This window comes from Mycobacterium sp. 1081908.1 (assembly GCF_001673535.1).
Lineage (GTDB): Bacteria > Actinomycetota > Actinomycetes > Mycobacteriales > Mycobacteriaceae > Mycobacterium.
In genome coordinates this window covers 14,810-35,001 of the sequence record NZ_LZLY01000021.1, presented here as the reverse complement: position 1 = coordinate 35,001, position 20,192 = coordinate 14,810, and the positions used below count along the sequence as shown (strand labels likewise).

The window sequence follows — 20,192 nt, the reverse complement described above, 5'->3', positions numbered from 1 at the left end:
CTGGCTTACCGACGCCCGAACTGTGCGAGCCTGCACAGGGCCGGGCGTCGGTTCGCGTTCGGGGCAGTCGGTCGCGTTTCAGAGAGGAGGCCAGCATGACGAAACCGGTACAGACCATCGACGTGCTGCTCGCCGAACACGCCGAGCTGGAGAAGCGGCTGGCGGACCCCGAATTGCACAGCAACCCCGACGAGGCGCGCAAGGCGGGACGCCGATTCGCCCGATTGGCCCCGATCGTCGGCACATACCGCAAGCTGGAGGCCGCGCGCGGCGACCTCGAGACCGCGCGCGAGCTGGCCGTCGACGACGAGTCGTTCGCCGGCGAGGTGACCGAACTCGAGTCCAAGGTGGCCGAACTGGACACCCAACTCACCGACATGCTGGCGCCGCGCGACCCCCACGACGCCGACGACATCGTGCTCGAGGTCAAATCCGGTGAGGGCGGCGAGGAATCGGCGTTGTTCGCCGCCGACCTGGCCCGGATGTACATCCGCTACGCCGAGCGGCACGGCTGGAACGTCACGGTGCTCGACGAAACCAACTCGGATCTCGGCGGTTACAAGGACGCGACGCTGAGCATCACCAGCAAGGGCGACTCGGCCGACGGCGTGTGGTCGCGGATGAAGTTCGAGGGCGGGGTGCACCGGGTGCAACGGGTTCCGGTGACGGAATCCCAAGGCCGCGTTCACACTTCGGCGGCGGGCGTGCTGGTCTATCCCGAACCGGAGGAAGTCGGCGAGGTGCAGATCGACGAGTCCGATCTGCGCATCGACGTGTACCGCTCGTCCGGCAAGGGCGGGCAGGGCGTCAACACCACCGACTCCGCGGTGCGGATCACGCACCTGCCCACCGGCATCGTCGTCACCTGTCAGAACGAACGGTCGCAGCTGCAGAACAAGGCCCGCGCCATGCAGGTGCTGGCCGCTCGGCTGCAGGCCCTCGCCGAGGAGAAGGCGCTGGCCGACGCCTCGGCCGACCGGGCCAGCCAGGTCCGCACCGTGGATCGCAGCGAACGGATCCGCACCTACAACTTCCCGGAGAACCGGATCACCGACCACCGGATCGGTTTCAAGGCGCACAATCTCGACCAGGTGCTCGATGGCGACCTCGACGCGTTGTTCGACGCGCTGAGCGCGGCCGACAAGCAATCGAGGCTCCAACAGGCATGACGGTCCTGCGGCGCGCGATCGACTCCGCTACGGCGCAGCTCGCCGCGGCCGGGATAGATTCCGCGCGTTATGACGCCGAGGAGCTGGCCGCCCACCTGGCCGGCACCGAACGCGGACGGCTGAGGTTGCTCGAGTCACCGGGCGACGAGTTCTTCGGGCGTTACCGCGAGATCGTGGCGGCCCGCTCGCAGCGGGTGCCGTTGCAGCATCTCACCGGGACGGCGGCGTTCGGGCCGGTGACGCTGCAGGTCGGCCCCGGCGTGTTCATCCCGCGTCCGGAGACCGAGGCCATGCTGGAATGGGCCATGGCGCAACGACTCCCGGCGCGGCACGTGATGGTCGACCTGTGCACGGGATCCGGCGCTCTGGCGGTGGCGCTGGCCCGGCACCGGCCCGCCGCGCGGGTGATCGGCGTTGATGACTCCGAGGCGGCCCTCGGCTACGCGCGCCGCAACGCCGCGGGCACCGCGGTGGAACTCGTGCGCGCCGACGTCACCGCGGCCGGGCTGCTGCCCGAGCTCGACGGAGTTGTCGACCTGGTGGTCGCCAACCCGCCCTACGTTCCCGACGACCACGCGGTGGAAGCCGAAGTGGCCCAACACGATCCGCCGCACGCGGTGTTCGGCGGGCCGGACGGGATGGCGGTCATCGCCGCAATCGTCCGACTCGCCCCCCGCTGGCTGCGCCCGGGCGGCCTGTTCGCCGTCGAGCACGACGACACCACGTCGTCGCGAACCGTCGAATTGATCGAAGCCACCGGGCTTTTCGAGACTATCGAGGCCCGGCGGGACCTGGCCGGCCGGCCGAGGTTCGTGACCGCCCGGAAGGGGGAGCAGTGACGACGGTGTTCGACTGCTCCGACCCGGACCAGCGTTCGGTCGGAATCGCCTCGGCGGCGGGCGCGGTCAAGAACGGCAGGCTGGTCGTGCTGCCGACGGACACCGTGTACGGCATCGGCGCCGACGCCTTCGACAGCACGGCGGTCGCCGCGCTGCTCGCGGCGAAGGGACGGGGCCGGGACATGCCGGTGGGCGTGCTGGTCGGCTCCTGGCACACCATCGAGGGCCTGGTCTACACGATGCCCGACGGGGCGCGGGACCTGATCCGCGCCTTCTGGCCGGGCGCGCTGAGCCTGGTGGTCACGCAGGCGCCGTCGCTGCATTGGGACCTCGGCGACGCCCGCGGCACGGTGATGCTGCGGATGCCGCTGCACCCGGTCGCCATCGAGTTGCTGCGGGAGGTGGGGCCCATGGCGGTGTCCAGCGCCAATGTCTCCGGCCGGCCGCCCGCCGTGCGGGCCGGCGAGGCCCGCGACCAGCTCGGCGATCTGGTGGACGTCTATCTCGACGCGGGTCCCTCGCAGCAGCAGGCCGCCTCCACGATCGTCGACCTGACCGGGGACACCCCGCGCATCCTGCGGGCCGGCCCGGTGAGCGCCGAGCGGATCGCCGACGTGCTCGGCACGGACCCCGCAAGCCTCACCGCCTAGTCCGAGCTAGCGCGAGCGCGGCCAATCCCGTCTCAGCCCGGTGCAGTACGGTTTCGTTGGTGTCCAGCCTTGCCGGTGGTCTGCTCGCCCTGTCCGATCGCGGCACCGGCGTCCCCCTGCGCGAGCTCGCGGTGGTCGGGCTGACCGCCGCGATCGTCACGTACTTCGCGACCGGACCGGTGCGCGTGCTGGCGACCCGGCTGGGCGCGGTCGCCTACCCGCGGGAGCGCGACGTGCACGTCACTCCCACCCCTCGCATGGGCGGGCTGGCGATGTTCCTCGGCGTGATCTCGGCCGTCTTCCTGGCATGGCAGCTGCCGGCGCTCACCCGCGGCTTCGTCTACTCGACCGGCATGCCCGCCGTCCTGGTGGCCGCCGCGGTGATCGTGGGCATCGGCTTGATCGACGACCGCTGGGGCCTGGACGCCCTGACCAAGTTCGCCGGCCAGATCACCGCGGCCAGCGTGCTGGTCACCATGGGCGTGGCCTGGAGCGTGCTGTACATCCCGATCGGCGGCGTCGGCACGATCGTGCTGGACCAGGCGTCCTCGATCCTGCTCACGTTGGCGCTGACGGTGTCGGTCGTCAACGCGATGAACTTCGTCGACGGGCTCGACGGACTGGCCGCGGGGCTGGGGCTCATCATGGCGATGGCGATCTGCCTGTTCTCGGTCGGCCTGTTGCGCGATCACGGCGGCGACGTGCTGTTCTATCCGCCCGCGGTCATCTCGGTGGTGTTGGCGGGGGCCTGCCTGGGCTTTCTGCCGCACAACTTCCACCGCGCCAAGATCTTCATGGGCGATTCCGGCTCGATGCTGATCGGTCTGATGATCTCCGCGGCCGCGACGACGGCGGCCGGCCCGGTTTCGCAGAACGCCTACGGCGCCCGCGACGTGTTTGCTCTGCTGTCCCCGTTCCTGCTGGTGGCGGCGGTCATTTTCGTGCCGATGCTCGACCTTTTACTGGCGATCGTGCGCCGCACCCGCGCGGGCCGCAGCGCATTCAGCCCGGACAAAATGCACCTTCATCACCGGTTGCTGCAGATCGGCCATTCGCATCGCCGCGTGGTGCTGCTCATCTATTTATGGGTGGGCATCGTCGCGTTCGGCGCCGCGAGCACAATCTTTTTCAACCCGCGCGACACCGGCGCGGTGATGCTGGGGGCGATCGTGGTCGCCGGTGTGGCAACGGCGATCCCGCTCCTGCGCCGCCGCGACGACTACGCCGACGGGGACTACGACACTCAGTAGTAGTCGCGTCTTTCGTATGGTACGGTGCAGGTAGAACCCCAAAAAGAAACCTTGAGGGTTGCCGGCCAGCCGGCCCTTCGGACGCTTGTCCGACCGCGCCGCTTCACGACCGACATAGGGAGCTACCCCTTGGGTGATTCCAGAGTGACGTGCGATACGCTCGGCGGGCCACCGATCGGTCGGTCGAGGGTTTCCCGCTCTACTACCTGGGATTGAGGTGCTGCGGTGACGACACCAGCGCAGGACGCGCCGTTGGTGTTCCCCTCTGTTGCTTTCCGCCCGGTTCGGCTATTGGCGATCAGCGTCGCGGTCACCGCGCTGGCGATGCTCGCCGCCGGATTCTCGGGTCACCTCATGCTCGGCGTGTTCTTCGGTGTCGGGTTGCTACTGGGTTTGCTCAACGCATTGCTGGTGCGGCGTTCGGTCGCGTCGATCACCGCGAAAGAGCATCCGCTGAAAAGCTCGATGGCGCTCAATTCGGCAACCCGGCTGGCGATCATCACCGTTATCGCGTTGATCATTGCTTACGTTTTCCGGCCCAACGGCTTGGGCGCGATGTTCGGGCTGGCGCTCTTCCAGGTGCTGCTGGTCGTGTCGACCGCGGTGCCGGTCTACAAGAAGCTGCGTACGGGCGAGCCGGCCGCATCCCTGGGCCCGGACGGGTCGGACGGAAGGAGCACCAGCGATGACTGAAACGATCCTGGCCGGTTCCCAAATCGAGGTCGGCGAGCACACCACCGCGACGTGGCTGGGTTTGACCGTCAACACCGACACCGTGCTGTCCACCGCGATCGCCGGCGTCATCGTGATCGCCCTGGCCTTCTTCCTGCGCGCCAAGATCACCTCGAGCGGCGTTCCCAATGGGGTTCAACTCTTTTGGGAGGCGCTCACCATCCAGATGCGCAACCAGATCGAGAGCGCCATCGGGATGCGGATCGCCCCGTTCGTGCTGCCGCTGGCCGTGACCATCTTCGTCTTCATCCTGATCTCCAACTGGCTGTCGGTCCTGCCGCTGCAATACACGGACAAATCCGGGCACACCACCGAGTTGCTCAAGTCGGCGGCGGCGGACATCAATTACGTTCTGGCGCTGGCCTTGTTCGTGTTCGTCTGTTACCACGTGGCCGGCATCTGGCGCCGCGGCATCATCGGGCACCCGCTCAAGGTGCTCAAGGGTCACGTGGCGTTCCTGGCGCCGATCAACCTGGTCGAAGAATTGGCGAAGCCGATCTCGTTGTCGCTCCGACTCTTTGGCAACATCTTCGCCGGGGGCATCCTGGTGGCGCTGATCGCGATGTTCCCGCCCTACATCATGTGGGCGCCCAACGCGATCTGGAAATCGTTCGACCTGTTCGTCGGGGCGATCCAGGCCTTCATCTTCTCGATCCTGACGATCTTGTACTTCAGCCAGGCCATGGAGCTGGAGGACCACCATGACTAGCCCAGCCAGATAAGCCAACCGATAAAGCTGGATATAAGGAGGAAAGTATGGACCCCACTATCGCTGCCGGTGCCCTCATCGGCGGTGGAATCATCATGGGTGGCGGCGCAATCGGTGCCGGTATCGGTGACGGTATCGCCGGTAACGCGCTGGTTTCCGGCATCGCCCGGCAACCCGAGGCGCAGGGCCGGCTGTTCACGCCGTTCTTCATCACCGTCGGTCTGGTTGAGGCGGCCTACTTCATCAACCTGGCGTTCATGGCGTTGTTCGTATTCGCCACGCCCGTCACGTAGTTCGCTGTGATGGGTGACCCGAACCCCGTGGTGCTTGCCGCCGGCCAGGTGGTAGCCGAGGGAGGCAAGGGGGGGAGTAACTTCCTCGTCCCCAACGGCACATTTTTCTTCGTGCTGGCCATCTTCCTCATCGTGCTCGCCATCATCGGCACCTTCGTGGTGCCGCCGATCATGAAGGTGTTGCGCGAGCGGGACGCCATGGTCGCCAAGACCGCCGCCGACAACAAGAAGTCGGCCGAGCAATTCGAGGCGGCGCGGGCCGATTACGAAGAAGCCATGAAGGAGGCCCGCATGCAGGCGTCCTCCTTCCGCGACAACGCCCGGTCGGAGGGGCGTAAGGCCGTCGAAGACGCGCGCGCCGGTGCCGAGCAACAGGTGACGTCGACGCTGCAGATGGCCGCCGAGCAATTGAAACGGGAGCGGGACGCCGTGGAACTGGATCTGCGGGCCAATGTCGGAACCATGTCGGCGACCCTGGCCAGTCGGATCCTCGGCGTCGACGTCACGACCTCCGCCGCGACAAGGTAAAGAGATGTCGACTTTTTTCGGGCAGTTGGGTGGGTTCGCCCTCATCGTGTTGATCGTCTGGCGCTACGCCGTGCCGCCGGTGCGCAAGATGATGACCGCGCGGCAGGAGCTGGTGCGCCAGCAGCTGGCCGATTCGGCCGCGGCCGCCGACCGGCTGACCGAGTCGAAGACCGCGCACGAAAACGCCGTGGATGCCGCCAAAGAAGAAGCGGAGCAAATCGTCGAAGAGGCTCGGGCGGACTCGGAACGCATCGCCGAGCAGATGCGGGCCCAGGCCCAAGTCGAGGCCGAGCGCGTCAAAGCGCAGGGCACGCGCCAGGCCGAGTTGCTGCGGACCCAGCTGACCCGCCAGCTTCGCCTGGAACTCGGACACGAATCCGTGCGCCAGGCAGAGGAATTGGTGCGCAGCTACGTCGCCGACCCCGAGCAGCGGTCGTCGACCGTGGATCGGTTCCTGAATGACCTCGAGGCCATGGCGCCCGCGCCCGCCGAGGTCGCCTACCCGCTGCTGACCAAGATGCGGTCGGCCAGCCGGCACGCGATGGGAAACCTCTCGGACCGGTTCGGCACCATCGCCAAAAACCTGGACAACAAAGCGCTTTCCACCCTCTCCAGCGAGCTGGTGGCGGTCGCCAAGATGCTGGACGGCGAAATCGTCGTCACCCGGTACCTCACCGTGCCCGCCGAGGACGCGGCGCCGCGGGTCCGGCTGATCGAGCGCCTGGTGTCCGAGAAGGTGGGCGACGCGACGCTCGACGTGCTGCGGGCGGCGGTTTCCGAGCGCTGGTCGGCCAACTCCGACTTGGTCGACGCCATCGAACACATCTCGCGTCAAGCGTTGCTCGAAGTCGCCGAACGCGAAGACAAGGTCGACGAGGTCGAGGACCAATTGTTCCGGTTCTCTCGCGTTCTTGACGCGCAACCGCGGCTCGCCATCCTGTTGGGCGACTTTGGGACTCCCGCCGAGGGCCGGATCGGCTTGCTGCGCAAGGTGCTCCAGAACGCGAGCGGCCGGGTCAACCCGATCGCGTTGGCACTGCTGAGCCAGACCGTCGAGCTGCTGAGGGGCGAGCCGGCCGAGGTGGCCGTGAAGTTCCTGGCGAAAGTGGCGGTGGCGCGCCGCGGCGAGATCGTCGCGCAGGTCAGCGCCGCGGCCGAACTCAGCGACGACCAGCGGACCCGCTTGATCGAGGTCCTCAGCCGCATCTACAACCATCCGGTGACCCTGCAGCTGCAGACCAACCCGGAATTGTTGGGCGGGCTGCTGATCGCGGTGGCCGACGAGGTGATCGACGGGACGCTCTCCGCTCGCCTGGCCGCCGCCCACGCCCAGCTGCCCGACTGACACACCATCTTTAACCGACGCGAACGAAGATCAAGTAGGAAGACGAAAAGCCATGGCAGAGTTGACAATCTCCGCTGACGACATCCAGAGCGCGATCGAGGAGTACGTAGGCTCCTTCACGTCCGACACCTCTCGCGAGGAAGTCGGCACCGTCATCGGGGCCGGGGACGGCATCGCGCACGTCGAAGGCCTGCCCTCCGTGATGACCCAGGAACTGCTCGAGTTCCCGGGCGGGGTCCTCGGCGTCGCGCTCAACCTCGATGAGCACGACATCGGCGCGGTCATCTTGGGTGATTTCGAGAAAATCGAAGAAGGCCAACAGGTTAAGCGCACCGGCGAGGTGTTGTCAGTGCCCGTCGGCGACGCGTTCCTGGGCCGGGTCGTCAACCCGCTGGGCGAGCCGATCGACGGCGGCGGAGACATCGAGACCGACATCCGGCGCGCACTGGAAATCCAGGCGCCGTCGGTGGTGCAGCGCCAGGGCGTGAGCGAGCCGCTGCAGACCGGGATCAAGGCCATCGATGCCATGACCCCGATCGGCCGCGGTCAGCGGCAGCTGATCATCGGCGACCGCAAGACCGGCAAGACCGCGGTCTGCGTCGACACGATCCTCAACCAGCGGCAGAACTGGGAATCCGGCGACGAACGCAAGCAGGTGCGCTGCGTGTACGTGGCCATCGGTCAGAAGGGCACCACGATCGCCGCCGTGCGCCAGGCCCTCGACGAGGGCGGCGCGATGGACTACACCACCATCGTCGCGGCGCCGGCATCCGACTCCGCCGGCTTCAAATGGCTTGCGCCGTACACCGGTTCGGCGATCGCCCAGCACTGGATGTATGACGGCAAGCACGTGCTGATCGTCTTCGACGACCTCAGCAAGCAAGCCGAGGCCTACCGCGCGATCTCATTGCTGCTGCGCCGCCCGCCGGGCCGCGAGGCGTACCCCGGCGACGTTTTCTACCTGCACTCGCGGCTGCTGGAGCGCTGCGCCAAGCTCTCCGACGACCTGGGCGGCGGCTCGCTGACCGGCCTGCCGATCATCGAGACCAAGGCCAACGACATCTCGGCCTACATCCCTACCAACGTCATCTCCATCACCGACGGGCAGTGCTTCCTGGAATCCGACTTGTTCAACCAGGGTGTCCGCCCGGCCATCAACGTGGGTGTCTCGGTGTCCCGCGTGGGTGGCGCGGCGCAGATCAAGGCGATGAAGGAAGTGGCGGGCTCGTTGCGCCTGGACCTGTCGCAGTACCGCGAACTGGAATCGTTCGCTGCGTTTGCCTCTGACCTGGACGCCACCTCCAAGGCGCAGCTGGAGCGCGGCGAGCGGCTGGTCGAACTGCTCAAGCAGCGGCAGTACCAGCCCATGCCGGTCGAGGAGCAGGTGGTCTCTATCTTCTTGGGCACCGGTGGCCACCTGGACTCGGTGCCCGTCGAGGACGTCCGTCGGTTCGAAACCGAATTGCTGGACCACATGCGGGCTTCCGAAGAGAAATTCCTCGCCGGGGTCCGCGACAGCGGCAAGCTCTCCGAAGAGGGCGAGAACGAGCTCACCGAGATCATCAACAAGTTCAAGAAGGGCTTCGCGGCCTCCGACGGCGGGTCGGTGGTGCCCGACGAGCACGTCGAGGCGATGGACGAGGAGGAACTGGAAAAGGAGTCAGTGCAAGTCAAGAAGGAGAAGCCGAAGGACAAGAAGGACGCCAAGAGCTCCAAGAAGGAATCCGCTGACGTTTCCGGTAAGGACAAGAAGTAGTTAGCGATGGCTGCCACACTTCGTGAACTGCGCGGCCGGATCCGCTCCGCAGGGTCGATCAAGAAGATCACCAAGGCCCAGGAGATGATCGCGACGTCGCGCATCGGCAAGGCGCAGGCCCGACTGGAATCGGCCAGGCCCTACGCCCTTCAGATCACCTCGATGCTCACCACCTTGTCCAGTGAAGCCGCGCTGGACCACCCGCTGCTGGTCGAACGAGAAGAGCCGAGGCGGGCCGGGGTCCTGGTGGTGTCGTCCGACCGCGGTTTGTGTGGCGCGCACAACTCCAGCATCTTCCGTCGCTCCGAGGAGCTGTTCTCCCTGCTGAGGGACGAAGGAAAGACGCCGATTGTCTACACGGTGGGCCGAAAGGCGCAGAACTACTTCAAGTTCCGCAATTGGGACATCACCGAATCGTGGACGGGCTTCTCCGAGCAGCCTCAGGTGGAGAACGCCCAAGAGATCGCCTCGACTCTGGTCGATGCCTTCATGAAGGGCGCCGGCGACGAGGACTCCGACGAGCAGGGCGTCGACGAATTGCACATCGTCTACTCGGAGTTCAAGTCGATGATGTCGCAGGCGGCGGCGGCTCACCGCATCGCGCCGCTGGTGGTGGAGTACGTCGAAGACACCGATGAACTCCACACGTTGTACTCCTTCGAGCCCGGCGCGACAGAGCTTTTCGATGCCCTGTTGCCCCGGTACATCACGACCCGCGTCTATGCGGCTTTACTCGAATCCGCGGCGTCGGAGCTGGCGTCGCGTCAGCGAGCGATGAAGTCCGCAACCGACAACGCGGACGACCTGATCAAAGAACTGACGCTGATGGCGAACCGCGAGCGGCAGGCCCAGATCACCCAGGAGATCAGCGAAATCGTCGGCGGCGCAAACGCGCTCGCTGACGCTAAGTAGCGCACGAGGAAGAAGAAACATGACTGCTACTGACCAGAAGAGCAAAGAGTCGAAGGACACCGACACCAGCGGCCGCGTAGTTCGGGTCGCCGGTCCCGTCGTCGACGTCGAGTTCCCACGCGGCTCGGTGCCGGAGCTGTTCAACGCGCTGCACGCCGACATCACCTTCGAGGAGCTCAAGAAGACGCTCACGCTCGAGGTGGCGCAGCACCTGGGCGACAACCTCGTTCGCACGATCTCCCTGCAGCCCACCGACGGTCTGGTGCGCGGCGTCGAGGTGACCGACACCGGTAACTCGATCTCGGTGCCGGTGGGCGAGGACGTCAAGGGCCACGTCTTCAACGCCCTCGGCGACTGCCTGGACAAGCCGGGATATGGCGAAGACTTCGACCACTGGTCGATTCACCGCAAGCCGCCGCCCTTCGAGGAGCTCGAGCCCCGCACCGAGATGCTCGAGACCGGGTTGAAGGTCGTCGACCTGCTGACCCCGTACGTGCGTGGCGGCAAGATCGCCCTGTTCGGTGGTGCCGGCGTGGGCAAGACGGTGCTGATCCAGGAGATGATCAACCGCATCGCCCGAAACTTCGGCGGGACTTCGGTTTTCGCCGGCGTGGGCGAGCGCACCCGTGAGGGCAACGACCTGTGGGTGGAGCTCAAGGAAGCCGACGTGCTCAAGGACACCGCGCTGGTGTTCGGCCAGATGGACGAGCCGCCCGGCACCCGTATGCGGGTGGCGCTGTCGGCGCTGACGATGGCCGAGTGGTTCCGCGACGAGGCGGGCCAGGACGTGCTGTTGTTCATCGACAACATCTTCCGGTTCACCCAGGCCGGTTCCGAGGTGTCGACCCTGCTCGGTCGCATGCCGTCGGCGGTGGGCTACCAGCCCACCCTCGCCGACGAGATGGGCGAACTGCAGGAGCGCATCACCTCGACGCGTGGCCGCTCGATCACGTCGATGCAGGCGGTTTACGTGCCGGCGGACGACTACACCGACCCGGCGCCCGCGACCACGTTCGCGCACCTGGACGCCACCACCGAGCTGTCGCGTTCGGTGTTCTCCAAGGGCATCTTCCCCGCGGTGGACCCGCTGGCGTCGAGCTCGACGATCCTGGACCCCGGTGTCGTCGGTGACGAGCACTACCGCGTGGCACAGGAAGTCATCCGAATCCTGCAGCGCTACAAGGACCTTCAGGACATCATCGCCATTCTGGGCATCGACGAGCTGTCCGAGGAGGACAAGCAGCTGGTGCAGCGCGCCCGCCGCATCGAGCGGTTCCTGTCGCAGAACATGATGGCCGCCGAACAGTTCACCGGTCAGCCGGGTTCGACGGTGCCGGTCAAGGAGACCATCGAGGCGTTCGACAAGCTGACGAAGGGCGACTTCGACCACATCCCCGAGCAGGCCTTCTTCCTGATCGGCGGCCTCGACGACTTGGCCAAGAAAGCCGAAAGCTTCGGCGCCAAACTGGATTCCTGAGGACTGAGCGGCATGGCCGAATTGAACGTGGAGATCGTCGCCGTCGACCGACAGATCTGGTCGGGTGAGGCAACGTTCCTGTTCACCCGCACCACCGTCGGCGAGATCGGCATTCTGCCCCACCACATCCCGCTGGTGGCCCAGCTGGTCGACGACGCCATGGTGCGCGTCGAGCGGGAAGGCGAGGACGACCTGCGGATCGCGGTGGAGGGCGGGTTTCTGTCGGTGACCGAGGAGGGCGTCACCGTCCTCGCCGAATCCGCGGAGTTCGAGTCCGAGATCGACGAGAGCGCCGCCCGCGAGGATTCCGAGTCCGACGATCCCCGGATTGCCGCCAGGGGGCGCGGCAGACTGCGCGCCGTCGGCGCAATCGACTAACCGCCGATGAGCGCGCCCATGGTCGGCATGGTCGTGCTCGTTGTCATGCTGGGGGGCGCCGTCCTCGCCCTGAGCTATCGGCTGTTGAAGCTGCGCCAGGGCGGAACCGCGGGAATCATGCGGGACATCCCCGCCGTCGGAGGCCACGGCTGGCGACACGGGGTGATCCGCTATCGCGGCGGCGAGGCCGCGTTCTACCGGCTGTCCAGCCTGCGGCTATGGCCCGACCGCCGGCTCAGCCGGCGCGGCGTGGAGATCGTGGCCCGGCGGGCCCCGCGCGGCGACGAGTTCGACATCATGACCGACGAGATCGTCGTGCTGGAGCTGCGCGACACGACACAGGACCGACGCTCGGGTTACGAGCTGGCGCTCGACAAGGGCGCGCTGACCGCGTTCCTGTCCTGGCTGGAGTCGCGGCCCTCACCGCGCGCACGCCGCCGCAGCGTGTGACTACCACGGGCTGACGGTCCTGCAGCCGTATTCTTCTGGCGCGACGTCGCGCAGCGTTTCGCTGAACTGCCAGCGATGCCCGGCGAGATCCTCGACCGTGCATTCGCGTTCGCCGTACTCGCGGTCCACCGGGGGCTCCAGCACCTTCGCGCCGGCCGCGCGGGCGCGCTCGAACTGGCCGTCCACGTCGGCCACCCGCACCTTGATCTCGTGCGTGACGATGCCGGCTGCCGGCGGTCGCCGCTCACCGGCCACGTCGGCGACAATCATCGCCCCGCTCGTACCGATGCTCAGCTGCGCGCGGTGGCTGTCGCCGATCCGGGTTCGCTCGACGAAGCCGAAGGCGGCGGCGAGCCAATCCACCGCCGCGCGCACGTCCGGATAGACAAGTACGGGGATCACGGCAACCGGCGGGATCGACCGATTGTGTTTCATTGCCACACTTCAGCTTCCGTTTGACCCGCCGCCCGGCTTCCAGAGCACGTCGCCCTCGGGGTTGGCCACCCGCGCCAGGATGAACAGCAGGTCCGACAGGCGATTCAGGTACTTGGCCGGCAGCACGCTGACCCCGTCCGGGTGCGAATCGACCGCGGCCCACGCCGAGCGCTCGGCCCGGCGCACCACGGTGCGGGCGACGTGCAGGAGCGCCGACAACGGCGAACCACCAGGCAACACAAAGGAATTCAGCGCCGGCAGGGGCTCGTTATATTTGTCACACCACCCCTCGAGCCGGTCGATGTAGGACTGGGCGACTCGCAGCGGGGGATGTTCGGGGTTCTCTACCACCGGGGTGGACAGATCCGCGCCGGCGTCGAACAGGTCGTTCTGGATCTGGCGCAGCACACCCGCGATTTCCTCGCCGGGTTGGCCGAGGGCGACCGCGACGCCGATCGCCGAGTTGGCCTCGTCGCAGTCCGCGTACGCGACCAGGCGGGCATCGTTTTTGGAGACCCGTGAGAAATCGCTCAATCCCGTCGTTCCGTCATCGCCGGTTCGCGTATAGATGCGGGTCAGGTGGATCGCCATGCACAAACGGTACTCGGCGGGGCGCTTGGCTGACTGACAAGGCGATACCGCTTCACTAGACTGACGCGGGTGACGGAGCGATTCGTGGTGACCGGCGGCAACCGGTTGTCCGGCGAAGTCGCTGTCGGGGGCGCCAAAAACAGCGTGCTCAAGCTGATGGCCGCGACCCTGCTGGCCGAGGGCACCAGCACAATCACCAACTGCCCGGACATCCTCGACGTGCCGCTGATGGCGGAGGTATTGCGCGGCCTGGGCGCCACCGTCGAACTCGACGGCGACGTCGCCCGCATCACCTCGCCCGACGAACCCAAGTACGACGCCGACTTCGCGGCGGTGCGGCAGTTCCGCGCCTCCGTGTGCGTGCTCGGTCCGCTGGTCGGCCGGTGCAAGCGCGCCCGGGTCGCGCTCCCGGGCGGCGACGCGATCGGCTCGCGCCCGCTGGACATGCATCAGGCCGGCCTGCGGCAGCTGGGCGCGCAGTGCAACATCGAGCACGGCTGCGTCGTCGCTCAGGCAGACACGTTGCGCGGCGCGGAAATTCAGTTGGAGTTCCCCTCCGTGGGGGCCACCGAGAACATCCTGATGGCCGCCGTCGTGGCGGAGGGCGTCACCACGATCCACAACGCGGCGCGCGAGCCCGACGTGGTGGACCTGTGCACGATGCTCAACCAGATGGGCGCACAGATCGAAGGCGCGGGCTCACCGACGATGACGATCACCGGCGTCCCGCGGCTGCACCCCACGGAACATCGCGTGATCGGGGACCGCATCGTCGCCGCCACCTGGGGCATCGCCGCCGCGATGACCTGCGGCGACATCGAGGTGACCGGCGTCGACCCGGCTCACCTGCAGGTGGTACTGCACAAGCTGCACGACGCGGGTGCCACCGTCACCCAGACGGACAACAGCTTCCGGGTCGCCCAGTACGAGCGCCCGAAGGCCGTCAACGTGGCGACGCTGCCGTTCCCTGGGTTTCCGACCGATCTGCAGCCGATGGCGATCGCGCTGGCGTCGATCGCCGACGGCACGTCGATGATCACGGAGAACGTGTTCGAGGCGCGCTTCCGGTTCGTCGAGGAGATGATCCGGCTTGGCGCCGACGCCCGCACCGACGGGCACCACGCCGTCGTGCGTGGCCTGCCGCAACTGTCCAGCGCCCCGGTGTGGTGTTCGGACATCCGGGCCGGCGCCGGCCTGGTGTTGGCGGGGCTGGTCGCCGACGGCGACACCGAGGTCCACGACGTCTTTCACATCGATCGCGGCTACCCGTTGTTCGTGGAAAACCTGGCGATTTTGGGAGCGGAGATCGAGCGGGTAGAGTAGTCAAAGTCAGTGCCCCACAAGGCCGGTCACCTCTCGAAGATGGCCGAAACCGGGACACTTGACTCCCTCGCCGGATCGGTACTAGCCTGGCACGGCTTGCCCCGCAGCGGTCACCCAATGAGATGGCCAAAACTGGGGCTTGACGCCTCCGCCAGACCGGTATTAAGCTGGCAGGGTTGCCCGGAAGCGGGCGAAAACAAGCAAGAGTGTTGTTTGAGAACTCAATAGTGTGTTTGGTCTTTTTATTTTGTTGTTGTTTTTTTGACCATACTCTGCACCCCCCGTGTGTGGGTATGGTCGTTTTTTGATGCCAGTAATATTGGTGTCTTTTGTTAGGTCAGATTTTCTCTGATTGTAAATTCACCTCGTTATCGAGGGGTTTTTGTTTGGAGAGTTTGATCCTGGCTCAGGACGAACGCTGGCGGCGTGCTTAACACATGCAAGTCGAACGGAAAGGCCCCTTCGGGGGTACTCGAGTGGCGAACGGGTGAGTAACACGTGGGTAATCTGCCCTGCACTTCGGGATAAGCCTGGGAAACTGGGTCTAATACCGGATAGGACCATTTAGCGCATGCTTTATGGTGGAAAGCTTTTGCGGTGTGGGATGGGCCCGCGGCCTATCAGCTTGTTGGTGGGGTGACGGCCTACCAAGGCGACGACGGGTAGCCGGCCTGAGAGGGTGTCCGGCCACACTGGGACTGAGATACGGCCCAGACTCCTACGGGAGGCAGCAGTGGGGAATATTGCACAATGGGCGCAAGCCTGATGCAGCGACGCCGCGTGGGGGATGACGGCCTTCGGGTTGTAAACCTCTTTCAGCAGGGACGAAGCGCAAGTGACGGTACCTGCAGAAGAAGCACCGGCCAACTACGTGCCAGCAGCCGCGGTAATACGTAGGGTGCGAGCGTTGTCCGGAATTACTGGGCGTAAAGAGCTCGTAGGTGGTTTGTCGCGTTGTTCGTGAAATCTCACGGCTTAACTGTGAGCGTGCGGGCGATACGGGCAGACTGGAGTACTGCAGGGGAGACTGGAATTCCTGGTGTAGCGGTGGAATGCGCAGATATCAGGAGGAACACCGGTGGCGAAGGCGGGTCTCTGGGCAGTAACTGACGCTGAGGAGCGAAAGCGTGGGGAGCGAACAGGATTAGATACCCTGGTAGTCCACGCCGTAAACGGTGGGTACTAGGTGTGGGTTTCCTTCCTTGGGATCCGTGCCGTAGCTAACGCATTAAGTACCCCGCCTGGGGAGTACGGCCGCAAGGCTAAAACTCAAAGGAATTGACGGGGGCCCGCACAAGCGGCGGAGCATGTGGATTAATTCGATGCAACGCGAAGAACCTTACCTGGGTTTGACATGCACAGGACGCCGGCAGAGATGTCGGTTCCCTTGTGGCCTGTGTGCAGGTGGTGCATGGCTGTCGTCAGCTCGTGTCGTGAGATGTTGGGTTAAGTCCCGCAACGAGCGCAACCCTTGTCTCATGTTGCCAGCGCGTAATGGCGGGGACTCGTGAGAGACTGCCGGGGTCAACTCGGAGGAAGGTGGGGATGACGTCAAGTCATCATGCCCCTTATGTCCAGGGCTTCACACATGCTACAATGGCCGGTACAAAGGGCTGCGATGCCGCAAGGTTAAGCGAATCCTTTTAAAGCCGGTCTCAGTTCGGATCGGGGTCTGCAACTCGACCCCGTGAAGTCGGAGTCGCTAGTAATCGCAGATCAGCAACGCTGCGGTGAATACGTTCCCGGGCCTTGTACACACCGCCCGTCACGTCATGAAAGTCGGTAACACCCGAAGCCAGTGGCCTAACCCTTTGGGAGGGAGCTGTCGAAGGTGGGATCGGCGATTGGGACGAAGTCGTAACAAGGTAGCCGTACCGGAAGGTGCGGCTGGATCACCTCCTTTCTAAGGAGCACCACGAAAAGCACCCCAATTGGTGGGGTGCGAGCCGTGAGGGGTTCTCGCCTGTAGTGGGCGGGGCCGGGTGCGCAACAGCAAATGATTGCCAGACACACTATTGGGCCCTGAGGCAACACTCGGATCGATTGAGTGCTTGTCCCCCCATCTTGGTGGTGGGGTGTGGTGTTTGAGAACTGGATAGTGGTTGCGAGCATCTAGATGAATGCGTTGCCCTCCGGAAACGGAGTGTGGCGGATTCATCAAAATGTGTAATTTATTCTTTGGTTTTTGTGTTTGTAAGTGCTTAAGGGCGCATGGTGGATGCCTTGGCATCGAGAGCCGATGAAGGACGTGGGAGGCTGCGATATGCCTCGGGGAGCTGTCAACCGAGCGTTGATCCGAGGATTTCCGAATGGGGAAACCCAGCACGAGTGATGTCGTGTTACTCGCATCTGAATATATAGGGTGCGAGGGGGAACGCGGGGAAGTGAAACATCTCAGTACCCGTAGGAGAAGAAAACAATTGTGATTCCGTCAGTAGTGGCGAGCGAACGCGGAACATGGCTAAACCGCACGCATGCGATACCGGGTAGGGGTTGTGTGTGCGGGGTTGTGGGATTGATACGTCCAGCTCTACCTGGCTGGAGGGTAGTCAGAAAGTGTCGTAGTTAGCGGAAGTGGCCTGGGATGGTCCGCCATAGACGGTGAGAGCCCGGTACGCGAAAACCCGGCACCTGCCTTGTATCACCTCCCGAGTAGCAGCGGGCCCGTGGAATCTGCTGTGAATCTGCCGGGACCACCCGGTAAGCCTAAATACTTCTCGATGACCGATAGCGGATTAGTACCGTGAGGGAATGGTGAAAAGTACCCCGGGAGGGGAGTGAAAGAGTACCTGAAACCGTGTGCCTACAATCCGTCAGAGCCTCCTCGTGGGGTGATGGCGTGCCTTTTGAAGAATGAGCCTGCGAGTCAGGGACACGTCGCGAGGTTAACCCGTGTGGGGTAGCCGCAGCGAAAGCGAGTCTGAATAGGGCGCATCCCCTTTGGGGTGTAGTGGCGTGTTCTGGACCCGAAGCGGAGTGATCTACCCATGGCCAGGGTGAAGCGCGGGTAAGACCGCGTGGAGGCCCGAACCCACTTAGGTTGAAGACTGAGGGGATGAGTTGTGGGTAGGGGTGAAAGGCCAATCAAACTCCGTGATAGCTGGTTCTCCCCGAAATGCATTTAGGTGCAGCGTTGCGTGTTTCACCACGGAGGTAGAGCTACTGGATGGCCGATGGGCCCTACTAGGTTACTGACGTCAGCCAAACTCCGAATGCCGTGGTGTATAGCGTGGCAGTGAGACGGCGGGGGATAAGCTCCGTACGTCGAAAGGGAAACAGCCCAGATCGCCGGCTAAGGCCCCAAAGCGTGTGCTAAGTGGGAAAGGATGTGCAGTCGCAGAGACAACCAGGAGGTTGGCTTAGAAGCAGCCACCCTTGAAAGAGTGCGTAATAGCTCACTGGTCAAGTGATTGTGCGCCGATAATGTAGCGGGGCTCAAGCACACCGCCGAAGCCGCGACAACCGCAAGGTTGGGTAGGGGAGCGTCCCCCATTCAGCGAAGCCGCCGGGTGACCGGCGGTGGAGGGTGGGGGAGTGAGAATGCAGGCATGAGTAGCGATAAGGCAAGTGAGAACCTTGCCCGCCGTAAGACCAAGGGTTCCTGGGCCAGGCCAGTCCGCCCAGGGTGAGTCGGGACCTAAGGCGAGGCCGACAGGCGTAGTCGATGGACAACGGGTTGATATTCCCGTACCCGTGTGTGGGCGCCCGTGATGAATCAATTCTGCTAACCACCCAAAAGGTGGTCTATCAATCCCTTCGGGGTGCGAGGATCGCCGGCTGCGTGGGACCCGGATTGGTAGTAGTCAAGCAATGGGGTGACGCAGGAAGGTAGCCGTACCAGTCAGTGGTAATACTGGGGCAAACCTGTAGGGAGAGCGATAGGCAAATCCGTCGCTCATATTCCTGAGAGGTGATGCATAGCCGATTGAGGCGAATTCGGTGATCCTCTGCTGCCAAGAAAAGCCTCTAGCGAGCACACACACGGCCCGTACCCCAAACCGACACAGGTGGTCAGGTAGAGCATACCGAGGCGTACGAGATAACTATGGTTAAGGAACTCGGCAAAATACCCCCGTAACTTCGGGAGAAGGGGGGCCGGAATACCGTGAACAGCCTTGCGCTGGGAGCGGGATCCGGTCGCAGAAACCAGCGAGAAGCGACTGTTTACTAAAAACACAGGTCCGTGCGAAGTCGCAAGACGATGTATACGGACTGACGCCTGCCCGGTGCTGGAAGGTTAAGAGGACCCGTTAACCGCAAGGTGAAGCGGAGAATTTAAGCCCCAGTAAACGGCGGTGGTAACTATAACCATCCTAAGGTAGCGAAATTCCTTGTCGGGTAAGTTCCGACCTGCACGAATGGCGTAACGACTTCTCGACTGTCTCAACCATAGACTCGGCGAAATTGCACTACGAGTAAAGATGCTCGTTACGCGCGGCAGGACGAAAAGACCCCGGGACCTTCACTACAACTTGGTATTGGTGTTCGGTACGGTTTGTGTAGGATAGGTGGGAGACTTTGAAGCAGTTACGCCAGTAATTGTGGAGTCGTTGTTGAAATACCACTCTGATCGTATTGGACACCTAACGTCGAACCGTATATCCGGTTCACGGACAGTGCCTGGTGGGTAGTTTAACTGGGGCGGTTGCCTCCTAAAATGTAACGGAGGCGCCCAAAGGTTCCCTCAACCTGGACGGCAATCAGGTGTTGAGTGTAAATGCACAAGGGAGCTTGACTGCGAGACTTACAAGTCAAGCAGGGACGAAAGTCGGGATTAGTGATCCGGCACCCCCGAGTGGAAGGGGTGTCGCTCAACGGATAAAAGGTACCCCGGGGATAACAGGCTGATCTTCCCCAAGAGTCCATATCGACGGGATGGTTTGGCACCTCGATGTCGGCTCGTCGCATCCTGGGGCTGGAGCAGGTCCCAAGGGTTGGGCTGTTCGCCCATTAAAGCGGCACGCGAGCTGGGTTTAGAACGTCGTGAGACAGTTCGGTCTCTATCCGCCGCGCGCGTCAGAAACTTGAGGAAACCTGTCCCTAGTACGAGAGGACCGGGACGGACGAACCTCTAGTGCACCAGTTGTCCCACCAGGGGCACTGCTGGATAGCTACGTTCGGACAGGATAACCGCTGAAAGCATCTAAGCGGGAAACCTTCTCCAAGATCAGGTTTCTCACCCTTTTAGAGGGATAAGGCCCCCCGCAGAACACGGGTTCGATAGGCCAGACCTAGAAGCCCAGTAATGGGTGCAGGGAACTGGCACTAACCGGCCGAAAACTTACCAACACAATCGCAACCACAATCCAGCGCCTGACAGAAATGTCGTGGCGCACCACACCCCCCACCAAACAC

General features: G+C 64.2%; 17 protein-coding genes and 2 rRNA genes. 17 read left to right on the top strand and 2 right to left on the bottom strand.

Annotated elements, in window-relative coordinates; genetic code table 11:
- Positions 1 to 95 precede the first annotated feature (95 nt).
- The 14 genes from prfA to A5655_RS03590 all read left to right on the top strand — a co-directional run bounded on the left by prfA (position 96) and on the right by A5655_RS03590 (position 12,488).
- Positions 96 to 1,169: a peptide chain release factor 1 gene (gene prfA, locus A5655_RS03655; RefSeq protein ID WP_067005672.1), complete on the top strand. Its 1,074-nt coding sequence runs from the start codon at positions 96 to 98 to the stop codon at positions 1,167 to 1,169.
- Entirely contained in the window at positions 1,166 to 2,008 is an 843-nt protein-coding gene (gene prmC, locus A5655_RS03650) for a peptide chain release factor N(5)-glutamine methyltransferase (protein WP_067005670.1), read from the top strand. The genes prfA and prmC overlap by 4 nt, the downstream gene beginning before the upstream one ends.
- Positions 2,005 to 2,658 (top strand): L-threonylcarbamoyladenylate synthase, encoded by a 654-nt coding sequence (locus A5655_RS03645; RefSeq protein WP_067005668.1) that lies wholly within the window; start codon positions 2,005 to 2,007, stop codon positions 2,656 to 2,658. Before prmC ends, A5655_RS03645 begins: the two co-directional genes overlap by 4 nt.
- A gap of 56 nt (positions 2,659 to 2,714) precedes the next feature.
- Positions 2,715 to 3,908: a glycosyltransferase family 4 protein gene (locus A5655_RS03640; RefSeq protein ID WP_197508581.1), complete on the top strand. Its 1,194-nt coding sequence runs from the start codon at positions 2,715 to 2,717 to the stop codon at positions 3,906 to 3,908.
- Between the two features lie 225 nt (positions 3,909 to 4,133).
- Entirely contained in the window at positions 4,134 to 4,601 is a 468-nt protein-coding gene (locus tag A5655_RS03635) for an ATP synthase subunit I (RefSeq protein WP_067005665.1), read from the top strand.
- Positions 4,594 to 5,349 (top strand): F0F1 ATP synthase subunit A, encoded by a 756-nt coding sequence (atpB, locus tag A5655_RS03630; protein WP_067005663.1) that lies wholly within the window; start codon positions 4,594 to 4,596, stop codon positions 5,347 to 5,349. The genes A5655_RS03635 and atpB overlap by 8 nt, the downstream gene beginning before the upstream one ends.
- 47 nt (positions 5,350 to 5,396) lie before the next feature.
- Entirely contained in the window at positions 5,397 to 5,642 is a 246-nt protein-coding gene (locus tag A5655_RS03625; protein WP_066928722.1) for a F0F1 ATP synthase subunit C, read from the top strand.
- Positions 5,643 to 5,651: 9 nt separating this feature from the next.
- The gene (locus tag A5655_RS03620) at positions 5,652 to 6,170 is read left to right on the top strand and encodes a F0F1 ATP synthase subunit B (protein ID WP_067005661.1); all 519 of its coding nucleotides are present in this window, start codon (positions 5,652 to 5,654) and stop codon (positions 6,168 to 6,170) included.
- A gap of 4 nt (positions 6,171 to 6,174) precedes the next feature.
- Positions 6,175 to 7,515: a F0F1 ATP synthase subunit B/delta gene (locus A5655_RS03615; protein WP_067005659.1), complete on the top strand. Its 1,341-nt coding sequence runs from the start codon at positions 6,175 to 6,177 to the stop codon at positions 7,513 to 7,515.
- A gap of 52 nt (positions 7,516 to 7,567) precedes the next feature.
- Positions 7,568 to 9,271: a F0F1 ATP synthase subunit alpha gene (gene atpA, locus A5655_RS03610; protein WP_067005657.1), complete on the top strand. Its 1,704-nt coding sequence runs from the start codon at positions 7,568 to 7,570 to the stop codon at positions 9,269 to 9,271.
- A gap of 6 nt (positions 9,272 to 9,277) precedes the next feature.
- Positions 9,278 to 10,183: a F0F1 ATP synthase subunit gamma gene (locus tag A5655_RS03605; RefSeq protein WP_067005655.1), complete on the top strand. Its 906-nt coding sequence runs from the start codon at positions 9,278 to 9,280 to the stop codon at positions 10,181 to 10,183.
- 19 nt (positions 10,184 to 10,202) lie between these two features.
- Complete coding sequence (gene atpD, locus A5655_RS03600; RefSeq protein WP_067005654.1) at positions 10,203 to 11,660, top strand: F0F1 ATP synthase subunit beta; 1,458 nt, start codon at positions 10,203 to 10,205, stop codon at positions 11,658 to 11,660.
- 12 nt (positions 11,661 to 11,672) lie between these two features.
- Positions 11,673 to 12,038: a F0F1 ATP synthase subunit epsilon gene (locus tag A5655_RS03595; protein WP_067005652.1), complete on the top strand. Its 366-nt coding sequence runs from the start codon at positions 11,673 to 11,675 to the stop codon at positions 12,036 to 12,038.
- Positions 12,039 to 12,044: 6 nt separating this feature from the next.
- On the top strand, positions 12,045 to 12,488 hold the full coding sequence (locus A5655_RS03590) for a DUF2550 domain-containing protein (RefSeq protein ID WP_067005650.1): 444 nt from the start codon (positions 12,045 to 12,047) through the stop codon (positions 12,486 to 12,488).
- On the opposite strand, the gene A5655_RS03585 is transcribed toward A5655_RS03590, so the two are convergent.
- Entirely contained in the window at positions 12,489 to 12,923 is a 435-nt protein-coding gene (locus A5655_RS03585; RefSeq protein WP_067005649.1) for a VOC family protein, read from the bottom strand.
- A gap of 9 nt (positions 12,924 to 12,932) precedes the next feature.
- Positions 12,933 to 13,514, bottom strand: coding sequence for a cob(I)yrinic acid a,c-diamide adenosyltransferase (locus A5655_RS03580; protein ID WP_067005647.1), 582 nt, complete (start codon positions 13,512 to 13,514; stop codon positions 12,933 to 12,935).
- Positions 13,515 to 13,583: 69 nt separating this feature from the next.
- Here A5655_RS03580 and murA point away from each other — a divergent pair, with 69 nt between their 5' ends.
- From murA to A5655_RS03565, 3 genes are all read left to right on the top strand, one after another.
- Positions 13,584 to 14,837 carry a UDP-N-acetylglucosamine 1-carboxyvinyltransferase gene (gene murA / locus A5655_RS03575; RefSeq protein WP_067005645.1) on the top strand — a complete coding sequence of 418 codons (1,254 nt, stop codon included), beginning with the start codon at positions 13,584 to 13,586 and terminating at the stop codon, positions 14,835 to 14,837.
- Positions 14,838 to 15,220: 383 nt separating this feature from the next.
- A 16S ribosomal RNA gene (locus A5655_RS03570) occupies positions 15,221 to 16,740 on the top strand.
- Positions 16,741 to 17,028: 288 nt separating this feature from the next.
- Positions 17,029 to 20,126, top strand: a 23S ribosomal RNA gene (locus A5655_RS03565).
- The 16S and 23S rRNA genes sit together here, the layout of an rRNA operon.
- Positions 20,127 to 20,192: the final 66 nt, after the last annotated feature.